Here is a 15,933-nt window from a genome sequence, read left to right as displayed (position 1 = left end):
TACATGGAGAAGCAAGGAAGGCTCCCGGAATTATGGAAAAAAAGACGTATGTAAAGATCGGGGCGGCGGTCATCATCGTACTGATGATCGTGCTGGCGATTGTCAGGTTTGTCCTCAATCACACCCCCCAGGGGTTTCCTCCCGGATTTGCTCCCGGCGGGGACAGCACGCCGGTCGCCGTAAGCGAGGTCTCCCCCGGAACAATCAAGGACACCCTCTTTTATACCGGAGATATCCATGCCCTCGCCGAGGCGGAGGTCTACAGCGTCGCAGCAGGCACGATCATTTCGTATCATTGCGACGAAGGGGACGCCGTGCGGAAGGGCCAGATACTGGTCACCCTCCAGCGTCAGGAGACGTGGGACGTCTATATGCCTGTGACCGTCAGGGCGCCCATCTCCGGCATAGTCGCCCGCAATTATCTGGACGCGGGAGAACTGGCGACCGAGTCGACCCCCCTTGTCCTGATCGTTGCGGGAGACGAGATGAAGGCGGTCATCAAGGTGCCGGAGGGGGAAATGAGTAAGATACGGCTCGGCATGAAGGCGGAGCTCACGGTGCCGTCTGTCGAGGACCACGTGTTCACCGGGGAGGTGAGCGAAATCAGCCCGGTCCTCGATACGGATACCAGGACGTGTCGGATGGCGATCCTTTTTGAAAACGAAGGGATGAGCCTCGTTGCCGGCATGTTCGGGTATGTCTCCGTTATTGTCGAGGAGAAGACCGACGTCGTCTGCGTTCCCGCCCTGGCGGTGCTGTATGACGAGGAGGGACGGAAAAAACCGTATTGTTTTGTGATCGAGGATGACACGGCGCACCACCGCTCACTGGAGATCGGCATTGTCTCCGACGACCTGATCGAGGTCCTCTCCGGCGTCGAAATCGGCGAACGTGTCGTCGTCTCCGGTCAGGAGGGATTGGAAGACGGCGGGCTGGTTATCGTCACCGAATAATCCCATGGGTAACATAGCATTATGTCTATCGCACGATTTTCGATAAAGAACTCCGCCCTGGTGAACGTCATCACCATCGTCGTGTTTATACTGGGACTCTATTTTTCGACCCATCTCAGCAGGGAGGTGTTCCCCTCGTTTGATTTTGGGTATATCACCATCTCCACCAGCTATGCCGGCGCATCGCCGGAGGAAATGGAGAACCTTGTCACCATTCCCATCGAAGACGAGATCTCCGATGTGGACGGCATCGACGAGATCACGTCGACCAGCTCCGAGGGGATGTCGGTTATTAACGTCCAGGCGGAGGCGGACATCGAGGGGGCGGCGCTCGACCAGCTTCTCAACGACATCAAAAACGAGGTGGACAAGGTCGGCGACCTCCCCGAGGACGCGGATGACCCGGATTGCGTCAAGTTCGATCCGGAATTCGGCGTTATCTCGGTGGCCTTGTGGGGAGACATCCCGGAGAGCGAGCTTCGTGACCTGGCCGACTGGATGCAGGACGAGCTGGAGCTGATAGACGGGGTCAGCTCCGTTGATATAAGCGGATACCGCGACCGGGAATTCTGGGTGGAGGTGGATCCCCTGAAGCTCGAGGCGACCAACCTGAGTTTGTCCGAGATCATTTCGGCGATCAGACGGCGCAACCTGAACACCCCCAGCGGCAGTATCGACAACGGCACGAAGGAGATCCTCATCAGGGCCATCGGGGAGGTGGAGACCGTGGAGGATATCGAGGACGTCGTGGTCGCATCACACGACGGTGTCAATATCACCGTCGGGGACCTGGCCCGGGTCACCAAGACATTCGAGGAGGAAGAGAGCCTCTCCAGGCTCAACGGACACCGGGCGGTCACGCTGTCGGTCAAGAAGAAGGCCCTCGGGGACGTCATCGACATCGTCGACGACGTCAAGGTGCTCGTCGAGGAGGAGTCCGCATACCTCCCGGAAGGGGCGAACATTACCCTCCTGATGGATGAATCGAAATACGTGAGAGCCCGGCTCAAGACTTTACTCTTAAACGGGCTCTTCGGCATGATCCTGGTGATTTTTGTGCTCTACGTCTTTCTCGATTCGCGGGTCGCCTTCTGGTCTTCCATAGGCATTCCCTTCTCGTTTTTAGCCACGATCATCGTCATGTACGCGATGGGGATTACCTTCAACCTCCTCTCCATGTTCGCCCTCATACTTGTGCTCGGCATCGTCGTCGATGACGCCATCGTCGTGGCCGAAAACACCTTTCGCTACCTTGAGGAGGGGCATACGCTGGCGGAGGCCACGGTCGTCGGCACCAACGAGGTCACCATGCCGGTGACGGCCGCCATCGCCACCAATATTGTGGTGTTCATCCCCCTCACCATCATGGTGGGCATCCTCGGCAAGATCATGAATACCATCGCCATCGTGGTGATCACAGTGCTTTTGGCGTCCCTGCTCGAGGCGTTTCTCATTCTCCCCTCACACCTGGTGGAATTCGGCAAAAAAGGAAGAAGGAACGAGAGGGATACCAAGGCCTGGTTCAACAACATCAGGGAGTACTATGGAAGTGTTATTGCATCGCTGATCAATAGGCGCTATATGGTCGTATTCGGTGCCCTGGGCCTTGCCGTGTTCACCGTCATCTTCGGCGTTATGACGCTGAAGATAACCTTTATGGGAAGAATGATCGCGGAGAAATTCAACATCAACATTACCATGCCGGTGGATACAAACCTGGAGGAGACCGATCGCATCGTCAGAGAGGTGGAGAAATACGCCCAGGAGCTTCCCGAAGAGGAGGTGGCGGGCGTCATTACCTCGGTCGGCGATAACAGCGGCAGGGTTCAGGTGGAGCTGACCGAGCACGGATATAAAAAGGTCGGCTCCGATGTATTCATCAATGAGCTCAGGGAGAAGACGAACCTGATTTCCGGTCCCACGTCCATTACCTATCAGGAGCGGGGATCGGGCCCGTCGGGCGGTTCGGCGGTGGAGGTACATATCCATGGTGACGATTATGACACCCTCCTGGTGTTGACGGACATGTTCAAGGACACGCTGGCGGAGATCCCGGGGGTGACGGATATCGATGACGATTTCGTGAAGGGGAAAGAAGAGGTCAGATTTTACTTCGATGAGTATGTCATGGGGACCCTGGGGTTATCCATTACAAACGTCTCATCGGAGCTGAGGAGCGCCTTTTCCGGCGGCGACGCCGGGGATATTCGGGAGGGGAGCGATAAAATCGAGATCCAGGTGAAATACGACGAGGACATGCAGAACATCGATAATCTGCTCAACTTTTCCGTTACCAGCGATACCGGAGAGAGGATACCGGTCAAGGCGTTTGCGGATATCGAGTTCGGCAAGGGATTGTTGAGAATAAGCCGTACCGACAGGATGCGCGATATTTCCGTTTCAGCCGACGTCATTGAAGGTGTCACGACATCGAGCGAAGTCAATAATTACCTCATCGATACATTCGGCTATCGAAGCGACGTGTATCCGGGATACACCTTCGATTACGGCGGAGAGTTTGAGCGTATCGGGGAATCCCTGACGTCTCTGTATCAATCGTTTCTTGTCGCCATCCTGCTTATCTATGTGATCCTGGTGGCCCTCTTCAGGTCGTATGTGCAACCGCTGATTATCATGGCGACGGTTCCCCTTTCCTTCATCGGCGTGGTATACGGCCTGTTTATCTCCAACGTGGAGCTTTCCATGATGGCGCTTGTCGGTGTCATCGCCCTGGTCGGCATCGTGATAAACGACTCCCTGGTCATGATCGATTTTATCAATCGATCCAGGGAAAAGGGTATGGACGTTGAACATGCCGTGATTGAGAGCGGAAAGGTTCGACTGAGACCGATTATCCTGACCACCCTCACGACCATCGGGGGGCTGTTACCCATGGCTCTGGGGATCGGCGGCAGGGAGCCGATGCTCACGCCGATGGCGGTATCGATCGTGTGGGGGCTCCTGTTCGCGATGGTGCTGACCCTGATCGTGATTCCCTGCCTCTATGTGGTCGTGGAGGATATCAAGGAGAAGCTGGCTCGAAGTGAGTAGGGAAGGCGCCGTGTGAGGGGAGGGAGTCGGCTGAGGTATGCAGCGGATTTTTCGCTGCGGCGAAATAGTAACGGGGTGACGGGATATCGTCACCCCGTTCGTTTCAGCGTGATTGACGTGCCACAGCCGTGAAACCGTGATTGGATATCCAAAAAAAACGGGGTGATGCCCGGGACGATTGGGCGGGGAATGACGGGGAGGACCGGATGTCTCCGAAAATGGAGTGTCCCGCTACGCCAGCTCCCTGGTGAGCATCTCTCGGTTATAGGCCTCGATGACGTCCTTTCTTTTGATCATTCCCACCACCTTCCGGGAACCCTCCCGCTCCATGACCGGTATCTCCTCGATGTTCAGTCGGCCGAATTTCTTTATCACATCGCTCAGGTTTTCATCGGGATGAGTCGTGATGACGTCCTTCGCGGCGATGTCCTCGGCAACGATCAGAAGATGCAGGGATTCCTCCTCCCTGACGATACGTCTCAGATCGTTGAGGGAAAAGATGCCGGTGAGAAGGCCCTCGGTGTTGACCACCGGGAAGTATGAAAAGGTGCTCTCGGATATAAGGTCCATCAGGCTGGAGAAGGGGGTATGCTCCGGCACCTCTTCGAACTCGGTGCGCATGACCTCCTTGACATAGAGGGACTTCAGGACGTTCAGTTCCCGCCCCTTGTAGATGTTGATTCCCCTCCTGACCAGTTTGAGGGTGTATATGGAGTCGATCTGGATCGAGCGTGCGACGACGGTGCTGATGATACAGGCGATCATCAGGGGGAGTATGATCTTGTAATCATGGGTCATCTCGAAAATAATCAAAATCGCCGTCAAGGGGCCGTGAGTCGTCCCGGCCACCATCGCCCCCATTCCCACCAGGGCGTAGGCCCCGATGGGAGCGGTCATTTCCGGCAGCACGGCCTGGAAGAGGTATCCCATCGCCCCCCCAAGTGTCGCCCCGATGAAGAGGGACGGGGCGAAGATGCCGCCCGACCCCCCGGATCCCAGGGTAATGGATGTCGCCAGTATTTTGATGAAGGTCAGAGAGAGAAGAAATGTCCACGCGATACGCTGGCCGCTCAATACCATATCGACGGTCTCGTACCCGACGCCGAAAACCTGGGGAAAGAAAATGCCTATGGTGCCGATTGCCAGTCCCCCCAGGGCTGGATGAAGGTACAGGGGTATGGGGAGGAGGTCGAACAGGTCTTCGGTCTTATACAGGACGTTCGTATAGAGAAGCGCCACCAGGGCCGCGGCAAGGCCGAGTACCGCGTAGTTGCCCAGTTCCACCACACTGATCAGCTCGTATGTCGGGATGATGAACGAGGGGATGTTCCCGGTGAGCTGATGTGAAACGGCGGTGGCGATGACCGAGCTGACGACGATGGGGGAAAAATGTTCGATGGCGAACTCCCCCATGATGACCTCGATGGAAAAGATCGCCCCTGCGATGGGGGCGTTGAAGGTGGCGGCGATGGCCCCCGCGGCCCCGCAGGCCACGAACGTCCGCATGCGCTGGGTGGAGGTGTCGTAAAGCTGTCCCAAGCTACTACCCATCGTGGAGCCGATCATCACGATGGGGCCCTCCCGCCCCACCGAGCCGCCCGAGGCGATCGTCAGGGCCGAGGCCAGGGCCTTCAGCAACACCGCCCGGGGGGGGAGCCGCCCTCCCTTGAGCACCACGGCGTTCATGACCTCGGGGACGCCGTGTCCCTTCAGTTCCCTGAAGTGGTAGATCATCGGTCCCAGGATCAGGCCTGCGACCGTCGGAACGAGGAGCTTGTAGTACCAGGGAATTTCGCTGATGCGCCACAGATAGTTGTCGAAGGGGCCGTAAAAGAGGTGTTGAAACAGATAAATGAGATAGCGGAATCCCGCGGCTCCGAAACCGGCCATAATGCCGATGAGAATGGCGTTGATAAAGAGAAATGCGTGCTCGGTTTGTTCGAATCTATCGAGAATATGCGTGATGCGTTTGGAGAGCGATTGCATGCTTGAAATAAAAAACTAAAAACGATGGGTCAAAAAAGACGTGAACCAAATCACATTGTATACCATAGACACTGTAAAAAAGAAATAGTTTTCTTGTGATACGGAGTGGGGGAAGGGGAAACCGTACGGGTGCACCATCGGGAGATGTCGGACGGAGATCGGCCCGCGCGTCGTTTTGTCTTTTTCGGGGCATACGATAACACATGACTCACCCTACCCAATACCGTCCGCGCTCTCTGAGGCACCGCCGGGAAAATGTGAAAGGTGAAGGATGGGCAATAAAAGAGTTGATTGCACGCATCGGGGAGGGTACAATAGTAAAAACTTTTATCCGGTGTATATGCATGAAGAGAGCCTATCGTATTGTTCTTTTATGTCTGGTGATTCCTGCGCTTTTCAACGTCTCCGTCGCCGCCCAGGATGTGTCCGATTTTCTGAACACGGGGGACGAGGCGTGGGACGGGCGGGGCGCGTACGGCGACCCAAACAACAAGAAGGCCCTGGACGCCTACGTCGCCGCGGCCGATGAGGACGTGTATCATTTTGAATCCCACTGGAAGGCCGCCCGGTCCTGCTGGTGGATGTCCGACCAGATGCTTGCAGTGTCGAACGATCCCGAAGACCACATCGAGCTGTCGCGTATGGGCATGGAACTGGCGGACCGCGCCCGGCTGATGGCTCCGGACGCACTGGAGGGGCATCTCTATTACGCCCTGTGCGCCTCCCATTATGTATACGGCGTCGGCACCCTCGAGGCCATGCAGAGCGGCGTATTCGAGGAGGTGCTTTCGGAGCTTCTGTGGTGTTACGGCAAAGACCCGGCGTATGAAAACGGCCTGGTGCCGCTGGGATTGTCTGCATATTATCGCCTGGCTCCCTGGCCGGAACGCAGTCAGGAAAAGGCCCTGCTCTATGCGGAGGAGGCCCGAACGACACATGCCGACTTCCTTCGGGCCGTGGTGTATCTTGCCGCCTGTTATCAGGCGCTGGGGGATTTTGATCGGGCCGTTGAGATACTGGCGGATGCCGCCGAAATCGAGCCGGATAAAATAGAGGAGCCGGATTATCGCCGCTGGCGCCGTGTTATCAGGGACGCGCTGGAAGCGGGCGGGCTCGAGGACATCGACCGTATACGGTGATACAGCGTGCCATCTCGCTCACCACACCATTGTCTCTTCTGATGTCGTTATACAATCACATCCCGACAGTTTTTTCACGTTTCACACCATGACGGATGTTTCTCCCATATATGGGCCAGTCACGTCCCGGAGGCTGGGGCGGTCCCTGGGTATATCCCTGGTCCCGAGAAAGGCCTGCCCGTACGACTGCATCCACTGCACCCTGGGGCCGACGACCGACCTGACCGTTGATCGGAAAAGCCATATCGCGCCGAATGATGTCATCGAGGCGCTGACGTACAGACTTTCGGAGCTCGAGGCACAGGATAGAAAGATAGACACGATCACCATCGCCGGTTTCGGCGAGGCGACCCTCAATCTCCACATTGGAGAGATCGAGGCGCTCATTCGGCGGGAGACACGCCTTCCCACGGCGATCCTGACCTCCGGCGGTCTCCTGGCGCGCCCTTCGCTCAGGCGGGAGATGACGGGTTTCGATATCGTCATCGCATACCTGCACGCGGGGGGCCCTGAGACGTTTCAGCTCGTTCATCGTCCCCACCCCGATGTTCGCTTCGATGATGTGTGTGCGGGGCTTTCCCACATCAAGGGGGAAATGACGGGGAGGCTCTGGCTGGAGGTGATGGTATGCTCAGGTATAACCGACAGCGACCCGGAACTGGACGCCCTTGCACAAAGGGTGCTGTCCATCGATCCCGATCACGTGCATATCGATACGCCGACATCTCCCAGGGTCCGTCACCTGGCGGCGCCCAGGGAGCGTTTGCGTGCCCTTGCCCGGCGCATCGGGGAGCGGGCCGTGATTATCGCACCGTGATAAGACAATATTGCGTTTTATCTCCGATGGTGGTACACTAATACGCATCCGATGTATTGAAATCCGACCTCACCTGTGCCGCATCGTCAGACCAGATCCTCCTCTGTCCGGGCGCGGCGGGCTGTTTTATATTCATTCATACCAACCAATCTATGGGAGAGCCGTCATGGAAGATCGGGCGGACGGCCTTTCGTGGTATGAACACATACCGGTGGAACATTTTTACGATTCCCGCCATCGTGAACATGTTTGCCGGTTCGCCGGAGACAAAGACCTTCCGGCGATCCTTCAGATGTACCAGACCTACACTCCGAAGAAGGGTATCCTGGGGCTTCCCCCCGCCGATCCCGAATCCCTTGACAAATGGGTCCGACGATTCTTTGCCGGCGAGAGAAAAAACATCGTGGTAATGGATCCAGATGGGACGGTCATCGGTCATGCAGCGGTCATTCCCACGGACACCGAATCGTGTGAGTATTTCATGGCGCTCTTGCCCACGGAGCAACATGCCGGGGTGGGGTGTCTCTTGATGGAATCGGTCATCGAGACGGTCCGTTACATGAATAAAAGACGCCTGTGGATCGTGGTGGATCGACAAAACATCCCGGTCATCAGGCTGCACAGAAGACGGGGATTTGAGTTCCGGGGAGAGGCGACGGACGGGGATGTAGAGATGGAGCTTATCCTCTCACCTTCCGGGAGGGATGGAGACCGGGCGGACGGGAAGCCTAAGGGGCGGCGGAACTCTTCAGGCCGCTAAAACTTCAGCATACACACGTCACGGACGTTCTCAAGGGCCGAGAGCTTTTCGATGACCGCGTCGTCCACGGGGCTGTCCAGGTTGATGAGAATCAGATTCTGCTGTTTATTGTTGTCCCGGGCAAGCTGCATGCGGCCGATGTTTACCCCCGCCTCGCCCAGAACACTTCCCACGCTCCCCACAACACCGGGGAAATCCGCATTGGAGACATAGAGCATGTATCCTTCGGGTATCGCCTCGACGAAGTAGTCATCCACCTTGACAATGCGGGGACGACTGCCGATGATGGCCCCGATGACCGTCAGGGAGAGGTGGTCTCCCGTAAGGGAGAGAACGAGCTCGCTGGAGTAATCCTCGGTCTCCCGGGATGTCCTCTCGCGCACGTAGATGTTCGATTCCTGTGCGATAACCGGCGCGTTGACGCCGTTGACCTTGCGGTCCGTCACATGGCCGAGGAAGTTTTTGAGGATATGGGGGGTGATGGGGGAGACGGGGAGCTCCATCATGGCGCCGAGGTATGATATCTCGATCTGGGAGATGTGCGTTTCGGCGTCGATAATCTGCCCGGCGAAGCTGCCGATCTTTTCTCCCAGGTGGAGATAGGGCCGTATCACATCCAGAGTGTCCGGGCTGATGGCAAGAAAATTGACGGGACTTGTGACGGTGCCGTCGCCCGTGTAATCGATTATCTGATCGGCCACGGTCATCGAAACCTTTTCGTGGGCCTCTTCTGTCGCGCCGGCGAGGTGGGGCGTCAGAATGATTTTCTCGTTTTCGAGGATCTCCTTGTTCATTTCCGGTTCACCTTCAAACACATCCAGTGCCGCCCCTGCAACGATCCCCTTTTCGAGGGCCCAGAGCAGGTGGTTTTCGGATACGATGCCGCCGCCCGCACAGTTGATGATGCGCACGCCCTTCTTCATCTTTTTAAACGCCTTGACGTCGATGCGGTTTTTTGTGCGATCGGTGAGGGGGGTGTGGATGGTGATGAAATCGGAATGCTTCAGCAGGTGATCCAGGTCCACCAGTTTCACGCCGACGCGGGCGGCCACGCTTTCGGAGACATAGGGGTCCTGGGCGATCACCCGCATGCCGATGCGCATGGCCAGCGTCGCCACATCCCGCCCGACATTCCCCAGTCCCAGGATGCCCAGGGTCTTGTTGTATACTTCCGTGCCCATGAACTTTTTCTTCTCCCATTTTCCCCCTTTCATGGAGGCGGTGGCCTGGGGGATGTTCCGGCAGAGAGCCATGAGCATCGATATGGTGTGTTCCGCAATGGCGATGGTGCGGGCCTTGGGGGTATTCATTACGAGAATACCCCGGGAGGTGATGGAGTCGAGGTCCATGTTTTCGGTATCGATACCGGCAACGGCGATGACCTTGAGGGAGTCGGCTTTCTCAATGATTGAGCTGTCGATAATTGTGGTGTCCGAAACGATTAGGATATCGACGCCCGAGGCGGCCTTGGCAAGGTCTTTCCCTTCGATGTTCGCCTTCACGGTAACATCAAATGTGCCGGTATCAGCGAGTTTTTGAAGCGCCGAATCGGCAAGCGGAAACGCAGCGAGAATTCGGATTCGTTTGGTCATCGATCTCTGGCCCCATATGGTGGTTCGTGATGTGGACAGATCATTGTAGTATGATTGTGAGGAATGTCAACCGGATTCTTATACAAAAAATTCCAGATGTAAGAGCGGGCCCCGGGGCCGGCTTTTCGCCTTTTCCGGAGTGGATGATGTCCATAGCGGTTGATTCCGCCGGGATATCGGCCGTAATTCTCACAGGCCGTTCTGTCTCTGTGCGGCGGCCAGGGTGTTTTTCATCAGCATGGCGATGGTCATGGGGCCGACGCCGCCGGGTACCGGCGTGATGAGTGACGCCCGTTTCCTGGCCGCATCGAAATCAACATCCCCCGCCAGGCTCCCGTCCTCCAGCCGATTGACGCCCACATCGATCACCACCGCCCCCTCCTTGATCCATTCCCCCTTGATCATCCGGGGGACCCCGGTGGCGGCGATGAGGATGTCCGCATCGGACACCCTCCGGTCGAGGTCGACCGTTCTGGAATGGCAGATGGTGATGGTGGCATGTTCCCGCATCAGCATCAGGGCGACGGGCTTCCCGACGATGTTGGACCGTCCCACGATGGTTGCGGCCTTTCCCTTTATCTCCACATTGTGCCGATGAAGCAGCTCCATCACTCCCAAGGGAGTGCAGGGTTCCAGGGGGGCGCGTTGGGTCAGGAGTCTGCCGAAATTGGCCGGCGTAATCCCGTCCACGTCCTTTTCCGGGTCGATTTCCATTGTGACTGTTTCTGCATCGATACCCTCGGGCAGCGGGAGCTGCACCAAAACGCCGTTGACGGTATCGTCGTTGTTGAGGGAATGGACCAGGTCGATCAATTCCTCTTGGGAGAAATCCGCAGGACGGGTGATGGTCTCCTCGTCGATGCCCACCTCAATCGACGCCTTGGACTTGAGGTTCACGTATACCTTCGAGGCCGGATCGTCACCCACCATGATGACCTTCAGGCGGGGGACGATCCCCGCTTTTTTCTTCATCTCGGCGACTTTTTTTGCCACTTCCTTCCTGACATCGGCCGCTATCGCTTTACCGTCTATGAGAGTATCCATGTTGTGCTCCTCGGAATAATTTCAGAGATCCGTGTGTGTGCAGTGCATTAGAAAAGCCCCAATACCCTGCCGGTGTCGGTATCCAGCTCGACATCCATGAAGGCCGGTCGAGACGGGAGACCGGGCATCGTACGCATGTCGCCGCAGAGGGGATAGAGAAAGCCGGCGCCCGCGCTCAAGCGGATATGCTTGACCGGCAGACGATAGTCGTCCGGCACTCCTTTCAGATTTGGATTATGGGAGATGGAGAGGTGCGTCTTCGCCATGCAGATCGGCAGCTCTCCATACCCGAGATCCGTATAGTATTCGATCAATTGCATGACCTCCGGATAGATGCCCACACGACCGGCGTTGTACATTTCATGGCCGATGACCCTGATTTTTTCGTCTATGGGCATTTCCAGAGGATAGAGAAATTTAAAATCCGACGGCTCCTCGCACGCCTTCACCACCGCCTCGGCAAGGACGGCGCCGCCGGCCTCTCCCTTGCTGAAGACGTCGCTGATGCAGGCGTCCACGGCGCCGGCGTCGAGGCTTGCGTTTCGGACGATGTCGATCTCGCGTTCGGTGTCGTCCGTGAACCGATTGATCGCCACTACCACGGGCACGCCGTACTTCATAATGTTTTTTATGTGAAATGTCAAGTTCGCCGCGCCCTTTTTGACCAGTTCTGTGTTCTCCGTTCGGTAGCAGTCCGGCAGCGGCTTTCCTGGAGAAACCGCCTCACCCCCGCCGTGCATCTTCAGCGCCCGGATGGTGGCGACCATCACCACGCAGTCCGGCCTCAGACCGGAGTAGCGACACTTGATGTTCATGAACTTTTCCATGCCGCAATCCGCGCCGAATCCGGCCTCGGTCACCACGAAGCCGTCGGGCACAAGCTTGAGGGCCATCTTATCGGCGATGATCGAGGAGTTTCCGTGGGCGATGTTGGCGAAAGGTCCCGCGTGAACGAAGACCGGTGATCCGTTGAGCGTCTGCATCAAGGTGGGGTGGAGGGTGTCCTTCATGATAACGGCCATGGCTCCCGCCACCCCCAGGTCCTCGGCGGTGAGGGGCGCCTTGTTCCGGGAGTGTGCGAAGATGATACGCCCCAGCCGCTCCCTGAGATCGCGATAATTGGTGGTCAGGGCGAGGATGGCCATCAGCTCCGACGCCACGGCGATGTCGTACTGGGCCTGCCGGGTCCGGCCGTCAAGCCCCCCTCCCAGGCCGATCACGGTATACCTGAGGGATGAATCATTGATGTCCACCACCCTGTTGAAGTCGATTGAGTTGTCTTCAATATCCAGAAAGGCGAAACGCCGCTTTTCATCCTCGGAAAGTTTCCCCGGCTTTTTCTGTGCGTCGATCCCCAATTTTTCAAGTCTTCTTTTCTGGGACGGAGTAAAGGCATCGTTTCTGATAAGCAGGTCGAACATCTCTCCATCGGTATGGCGGCTTTCGTGGAGCCTGCGGGCGTCTATGGCCGCGGCCATGAGGTTGTGCGCGGCGCTGATGGCGTGGATGTCTCCCGTCAGGTGCAGGTTGAATTCCTCCATCGGGATCACCTGGGCATAACCGCCGCCGGCGGCACCCCCCTTGATGCCGAAGGTGGGACCCATGGACGGCTGACGGATGCAGGCGAATACCGGCTTGTTGATGTACTTCAGGCTCTGGCTGAGGCCCACTGTGGTGATGGTCTTTCCCTCCCCCAGGGGAGTGGGGGTGATTGCCGTGACCAGGACATACTTGCCGTTGGGCCGGGAATCAAGGGTGTCACACAGCGATATGTTAATCTTTGCCTTGTAATTGCCGTAGGGTATGATATATTTTTCGTCAATTCCTGCGTTTCGGGCGATTTCCGTCACCGGTTGTATGCGAGCGGATTGGGATATGTCGATATCACTGGGGACATCCTTTTTCACATCAACGTGCATAGAACACCTCCGTTGTTTTTTATACGCGCCTGGAACTGTACGGTTTGAATCTGACGTAAATCGATATAATATACCAAGAGTTGAAAAAATTCAAGCACGGCTGGAAAAAGACAGCGGCAGTTTCGCACCGGGAACGGGCGGCTGCCGAGCTCCTGCTCCGTGCGTCACATGTAATACTTGCAATGATACATTCGTGTCACCTGTATGTGTATTGACGAAAGGCGTAATCGATGACATCCAATCTGTATACATTTAGAAACGCCCTGACGGATCCTGATATATTCGCCGTCAACTGGGAGCTGATCCCGGGGCGGGGGGCCGTGGAGGTTCAGCAGGAGGCCGTGATGGAAGCGGCGGAGCGGGCCGGGAAAAGCCGCCTCATCCACGGTGTGGGCATTACCGACAATCCGGGGGGGAATCCGGCACTCTCGGCGGAGTTCGCCGCCCGGGAAATATTTGCCCGCGGGGTTGAGCCCTTGGTTCACTTCGCCTGTCGGGACAAAAACCGAAACGAGCTGGAGAGCATGCTGTACGGCCTGGCGCGGGTCGGCGTGCAGAGCGTCCTGGTGCTGAGCGGCGACTATCCCTCGCCCGAGGGATTCGGCGGCACCGCCCGTCCGGTATTCGACCTGGATCCGGTGCAGGTGATGGATTTCATGAGCCGCCTCAATGAGGGGCTGGAATACGAATATCTCGGAAAGCCCCAGAAGCTCGTTCCCACCGATTTTTTCCCCGGCGTGGCCGTCTCTCCGTTCAAGGTGCTGGAGGCGGAGTTGATGGGTCAGTACGGAAAGCTCTCAAAAAAGGTCCGGGCCGGCGCCCGATTCGTCGTCTCCCAGGTCGGGTATGACGCCCGAAAGCTCCATGAGCTGCTTTCATACATACAGCTGTTCGACCTGAATATTCCGGTGGTGGCGAATATCTATATCCTGACCTATCCCGCAGCCCGGGTCATGCACCGGGGGGGTATTCCAGGCTGCGTGGTGACGGAGAGGCTCCTTGAACAATTGACGCAGGAGCGGGAAGCACCGGACAAGGGAAAACAGAAGCGCATCGAGCGGGCGGCGAAACAGTACGCCCTGGCCCGGGGTATGGGATGCGCCGGAGCGCACATCGGGGGACACAACATCCCCGTTGAAATGGTCGAGGAGATCGTGGTGCGCGGGGAAGAGCTTTCCGGGGACTGGGAGCGATATCTCGATGAATTCGACTATCCCCAGAAGGGCGGTTTTTACTACTTCACGAAGGATGAGGCCACCGGGCTGAACGGGGCCTCGGAGTCAGTACGAGGCGACCGGGAACGGTTTTCCCCTTCGTATGCCTTCTCCCGCCTGGTGCACACCCTGTTCTATGAGCCGAGGAGCCCGTTTTTCCGACCCGCCCGGGCCTTTTTCAAGCTGGTCGAATCATCGCACTTTCTTACAAAAACCTTCGGGCTGTGTGAGCGATTGATGAAGGTAACGCTCTTTGACTGCATGGACTGCGGGGACTGCGCCCTCCTCGACGTGGCGTATCTCTGTCCCATGTCCCAGTGTCCCAAGTCTCAGCGAAACGGTCCCTGCGGCGGCAGCAGAAACGGCTGGTGCGAGGTCTACCCGGACGAAAAGCAATGCGTCTGGGTGCGGGCGTATCGCCGTATGATGCGAACCGGTACCGAGGAGGCTATCGCGGAGAACATGGTTCCCCCTGTCGACTGGGCCCTGTGGAAGACGTCTTCCTGGAGCAACTATTTTCTCGGTCGGGATCATCTGGGAAAGGCGCTCGAAACATCACAGTCCGAGCGGAATGAGGCGCCGTCAGAAGCGCCCGGACCGTAGTATCGTATCTCTTACGTGACACCCTATGGAGAGGTCGGCATGAATCGATATGAGTATCTGGCTATTGAGGAATCGGGACGCCTGGCGACGGTCCGCATCAACCGTCCCGACAAGAAAAACACCATGAGCGTGAAGCTCCTCAAGGAGCTTCACGATCTCGCGGTGGAGTTTCGCATGCGTCATGACATCTCGGTCATCATCCTGACCGGCACAGATAACTTCTTCAGTGCGGGCATGGACCTGGGGGATTCGGAGCTGTTTGAGGTAATGGGCGCGGGGCTCTCCGAGAAACGGGTGAAAATTGAATTCGGCCCCCGGATGTGCCGGGCATGGGAGGAGCTTGACCAGATCACCATTGCGGCCATTGAGGGATTCTGCGTGGGGGGCGGGGTGGCGCTGACGGCGTCCCTCGATTTTCGGGTCATGGCCGAATCGTCCTTCATCCGTGTGCCGGAGCTGACCCTGGCCATGAATATGAGCTGGGCGTCCATCCCCCGGCTGGTGCACCTGGTGGGGCCCGCCCGAACCAAGGAGATCATCATCTTTGCGGAGCGAGTTCCGGCACGGGACGCCTACGATTGGGGATTCGCCCAGCGAATGAGTCCCGACGGAGACGCCCTGAAAGAAGCGATGGTTCTGGCGGAAAAGGTCCTGGAAAAACCGCCGGTTCCGGTGGCGATGACCAAACAGACCGTCAATGCGGTTGCCACGGCCCTGGACAGGACCGCCACGTATATGGATGTCGACCAGTACATCCTGACCGTGGGCGCCGAGGATTTCCAGGAGGGTGTCAGCGCGTTCATGGAGAAGCGAAAGCCGAAATTTACCGGCAGGTAGCCTTCCGTGTTCGGGATT

Annotated in this window: 11 protein-coding genes; 7 read left to right on the top strand and 4 right to left on the bottom strand. The window is 57.4% G+C overall.

Translation table 11 applies throughout. The features are described 5' to 3' along the window. Nucleotides 1–32: 32 nt before the first annotated feature. Both JW885_10280 and JW885_10275 read left to right on the top strand, forming a co-directional pair. Entirely contained in the window at nucleotides 33–953 is a 921-nt protein-coding gene (locus JW885_10280; protein ID MBN1882548.1) for an efflux RND transporter periplasmic adaptor subunit, read from the top strand. Between the two features lie 21 nt (nucleotides 954–974). After that, a complete protein-coding gene (locus tag JW885_10275; GenBank protein ID MBN1882547.1) occupies nucleotides 975–4,004 on the top strand; it encodes an efflux RND transporter permease subunit in 3,030 nt (1,009 codons plus the stop codon). A gap of 231 nt (nucleotides 4,005–4,235) precedes the next feature. Here JW885_10275 and JW885_10270 read toward each other — a convergent pair whose 3' ends face one another. Continuing rightward, nucleotides 4,236–5,990 carry a chloride channel protein gene (locus JW885_10270; protein MBN1882546.1) on the bottom strand — a complete coding sequence of 585 codons (1,755 nt, stop codon included), beginning with the start codon at nucleotides 5,988–5,990 and terminating at the stop codon, nucleotides 4,236–4,238. 344 nt (nucleotides 5,991–6,334) lie between these two features. On the opposite strand from JW885_10270, the gene JW885_10265 reads away from it, so the two are divergent. The 3 genes from JW885_10265 (at nucleotide 6,335) to JW885_10255 (ending at nucleotide 8,706) form a co-directional block, all read left to right on the top strand. Beyond that, nucleotides 6,335–7,129: a tetratricopeptide repeat protein gene (locus tag JW885_10265; GenBank protein ID MBN1882545.1), complete on the top strand. Its 795-nt coding sequence runs from the start codon at nucleotides 6,335–6,337 to the stop codon at nucleotides 7,127–7,129. An 88-nt stretch (nucleotides 7,130–7,217) separates the two neighbouring features. Next, nucleotides 7,218–7,946, top strand: coding sequence for a radical SAM protein (locus JW885_10260; protein MBN1882544.1), 729 nt, complete (start codon nucleotides 7,218–7,220; stop codon nucleotides 7,944–7,946). A 166-nt stretch (nucleotides 7,947–8,112) separates the two neighbouring features. Further along, nucleotides 8,113–8,706: a GNAT family N-acetyltransferase gene (locus JW885_10255; protein ID MBN1882543.1), complete on the top strand. Its 594-nt coding sequence runs from the start codon at nucleotides 8,113–8,115 to the stop codon at nucleotides 8,704–8,706. Here the strand turns inward: JW885_10255 and JW885_10250 are convergent. The 3 genes from JW885_10250 to JW885_10240 form a co-directional block, all read right to left on the bottom strand. After that, nucleotides 8,703–10,298: a phosphoglycerate dehydrogenase gene (locus JW885_10250; GenBank protein ID MBN1882542.1), complete on the bottom strand. Its 1,596-nt coding sequence runs from the start codon at nucleotides 10,296–10,298 to the stop codon at nucleotides 8,703–8,705. The genes JW885_10255 and JW885_10250 overlap by 4 nt on opposite strands. Nucleotides 10,299–10,487: 189 nt before the next feature. After that, nucleotides 10,488–11,342, bottom strand: a complete 855-nt coding sequence (gene folD / locus JW885_10245) for a bifunctional methylenetetrahydrofolate dehydrogenase/methenyltetrahydrofolate cyclohydrolase FolD (protein MBN1882541.1) — start codon at nucleotides 11,340–11,342, stop codon at nucleotides 10,488–10,490. A 47-nt stretch (nucleotides 11,343–11,389) separates the two neighbouring features. Beyond that, nucleotides 11,390–13,261 carry a formate--tetrahydrofolate ligase gene (locus JW885_10240; GenBank protein MBN1882540.1) on the bottom strand — a complete coding sequence of 624 codons (1,872 nt, stop codon included), beginning with the start codon at nucleotides 13,259–13,261 and terminating at the stop codon, nucleotides 11,390–11,392. 230 nt (nucleotides 13,262–13,491) lie between these two features. On the opposite strand from JW885_10240, the gene JW885_10235 reads away from it, so the two are divergent. Both JW885_10235 and JW885_10230 read left to right on the top strand, forming a co-directional pair. After that, nucleotides 13,492–15,078, top strand: coding sequence for a methylenetetrahydrofolate reductase C-terminal domain-containing protein (locus JW885_10235; GenBank protein ID MBN1882539.1), 1,587 nt, complete (start codon nucleotides 13,492–13,494; stop codon nucleotides 15,076–15,078). A gap of 39 nt (nucleotides 15,079–15,117) precedes the next feature. Next, nucleotides 15,118–15,915, top strand: a complete 798-nt coding sequence (locus tag JW885_10230; protein ID MBN1882538.1) for an enoyl-CoA hydratase/isomerase family protein — start codon at nucleotides 15,118–15,120, stop codon at nucleotides 15,913–15,915. The last annotated feature ends 18 nt before the right edge of the window (nucleotides 15,916–15,933 follow it).

This window comes from Candidatus Zymogenaceae bacterium (assembly GCA_016931225.1).
GTDB lineage: Bacteria > Desulfobacterota > Zymogenia > Zymogenales > Zymogenaceae > JAFGFE01.
This window is presented reverse-complemented; position numbering and strand designations above follow the sequence as displayed.

What these genes read in the sequence shown, in the direction of transcription:
- JW885_10280 (MBN1882548.1), top strand. Translation starts at nt 33, where the DNA reads ATGGAAAAAAAGACGTATGTAAAGATCGGGGCGGCGGTCATCATCGTA.
- JW885_10275 (MBN1882547.1), top strand. Translation starts at nt 975, where the DNA reads ATGTCTATCGCACGATTTTCGATAAAGAACTCCGCCCTGGTGAACGTC.
- JW885_10270 (MBN1882546.1), bottom strand. Translation starts at nt 5,990, where the DNA reads ATGCAATCGCTCTCCAAACGCATCACGCATATTCTCGATAGATTCGAA.
- JW885_10265 (MBN1882545.1), top strand. Translation starts at nt 6,335, where the DNA reads ATGAAGAGAGCCTATCGTATTGTTCTTTTATGTCTGGTGATTCCTGCG.
- JW885_10260 (MBN1882544.1), top strand. Translation starts at nt 7,218, where the DNA reads ATGACGGATGTTTCTCCCATATATGGGCCAGTCACGTCCCGGAGGCTG.
- JW885_10255 (MBN1882543.1), top strand. Translation starts at nt 8,113, where the DNA reads ATGGAAGATCGGGCGGACGGCCTTTCGTGGTATGAACACATACCGGTG.
- JW885_10250 (MBN1882542.1), bottom strand. Translation starts at nt 10,298, where the DNA reads ATGACCAAACGAATCCGAATTCTCGCTGCGTTTCCGCTTGCCGATTCG.
- folD (MBN1882541.1), bottom strand. Translation starts at nt 11,342, where the DNA reads ATGGATACTCTCATAGACGGTAAAGCGATAGCGGCCGATGTCAGGAAG.
- JW885_10240 (MBN1882540.1), bottom strand. Translation starts at nt 13,261, where the DNA reads ATGCACGTTGATGTGAAAAAGGATGTCCCCAGTGATATCGACATATCC.
- JW885_10235 (MBN1882539.1), top strand. Translation starts at nt 13,492, where the DNA reads ATGACATCCAATCTGTATACATTTAGAAACGCCCTGACGGATCCTGAT.
- JW885_10230 (MBN1882538.1), top strand. Translation starts at nt 15,118, where the DNA reads ATGAATCGATATGAGTATCTGGCTATTGAGGAATCGGGACGCCTGGCG.